At 67.4% G+C, this 1,434-nt stretch carries 1 protein-coding gene; it reads left to right on the top strand.

Annotated elements, in window-relative coordinates:
* Window positions 1-60 precede the first annotated feature (60 nt).
* A complete protein-coding gene (locus D2E24_RS10210; RefSeq protein WP_241222970.1) occupies window positions 61-1,401 on the top strand; it encodes an ISL3 family transposase in 1,341 nt (446 codons plus the stop codon).
* Window positions 1,402-1,434: the final 33 nt, after the last annotated feature.

Here is a 1,434-nt window from a genome sequence, read left to right as displayed (position 1 = left end):
GGCTCTTCGCATTTTGGTGTGTAAGGGCCGTGCGGTTTGATTCGGTGTGTGATTGAAAAAATGAATGAAACCGCGCGGCTTGGTATTGAGTCTAGCGCGTTCGACGGCCGGGTCCTGCTCGGCCTGGACAGGCTGGGTCTGAACCCCGTCTCGCAGAGACACGTGACCGCGGGCTCTCGTGCCGGCGTGTGGCTGATCGGCTGCGAGCCGGCGGGCGACGCGGCCCGTTACTGCCGCGATTGCGGCGCCATGGGGCGTGTGCGTTCCTCGTGGCGGCGTCGGTTCGCGCACACGCCCGTCGGCCAGCACGCGGTGCATCTGATGGTGCGGGTCAGGCGATACGAGTGCGCGGCGTGCGCACGCTCGTGGACCGACGATCTGACCCGCATAGCCGACGAGGGCAGACGTCTGACGGACGCGGCGGTATGGTGGGCCGCGGCCGAGGTCGTGCTCAAATCGAAGAGCGTGCTCGCGTGCGCCCGTGACCTGCACTGCTCGTGGGGCGCGTTGAACCGGGCCGTATTGGAAAAGGGCGTGGACGTGTTGGTCGCCGATCCGCACCGGTTGGACGGCGTGGAATCGATCGGCGTGGACGAGCACGTATGGCGGCACACCCGCACGGGCAGCCGGTACGTGACCGTCATCGTGGACCTCACCCCGCGCGAACACGGGCAGCCGGCCCGTCTGCTCGACATGGTCGAGGGCAGGAGCGAGAAGGCGTTCGCCCGGTGGCTGGCCGCCCGCCCGCAACCGTTCCGCGACCAGGTCAGGGCGGTCGCGATGGACGCGTTCGCGGGATACAGGAAAGCCGCCGCCCGCCAGGTGCCCCACGCCGTGGAGATCCTCGACCCGTTCCACGTCGTCAAGCTCGCCGGTGACAGGCTCACCGCCGTGCGCTGCCGGCTCCAGCACGAGGCCACGGGGCGACGCGGCACCACGACGGACCCGCTCTACAGAGGACGCAGGATCCTGTTAAAAACCGCCGTCCTGAGAACCGACAGGCAGCAGGCCCGCATCGACGCGCTGCTCGCCGACCCGGACAACCGGCCGCTCGCCCTCGCGCACGGCGCCTACCAGAGGATCATCACCTGCTACGCGCAGAAAGACCGCCGGAAAGGACGGGGCATGATGGCCGAACTCATCGAGTCCCTCGCCGCCAAAGGCGCGGCGCCCGGATGCCCCGAACTCGCCACGCTCGGTCGTACCCTCAAACGCCGCATGGCGGATGTCCTCGCGTTCTTCGACCACCCCAACGGGGCGAACGGGCCCACCGAAGCCATCAACGGACGTCTCGAAACCCTCCGAGGCATCGCACTCGGCTTCCGCAACCTCGACAACTACATCACCAGAAGCCTGCTCCACACCGGCGGATTCAAACACGCCATCCAAACTCACCTCTAACCACCACCCCTACACACCAAAATGCGAAGAGCC

The organism is Bifidobacterium samirii (assembly GCF_003952945.1).
In the GTDB taxonomy this organism is placed as follows: domain Bacteria; phylum Actinomycetota; class Actinomycetes; order Actinomycetales; family Bifidobacteriaceae; genus Bifidobacterium; species Bifidobacterium samirii.
The sequence above is the reverse complement of the archived record's forward strand: the minus strand, read 5'-3'. Positions and strand labels throughout refer to the sequence as shown.

Coding starts and splice junctions, on each gene's coding strand:
- D2E24_RS10210 (WP_241222970.1), top strand. CDS start 61: ATGAATGAAACCGCGCGGCTTGGTATTGAGTCTAGCGCGTTCGACGGC.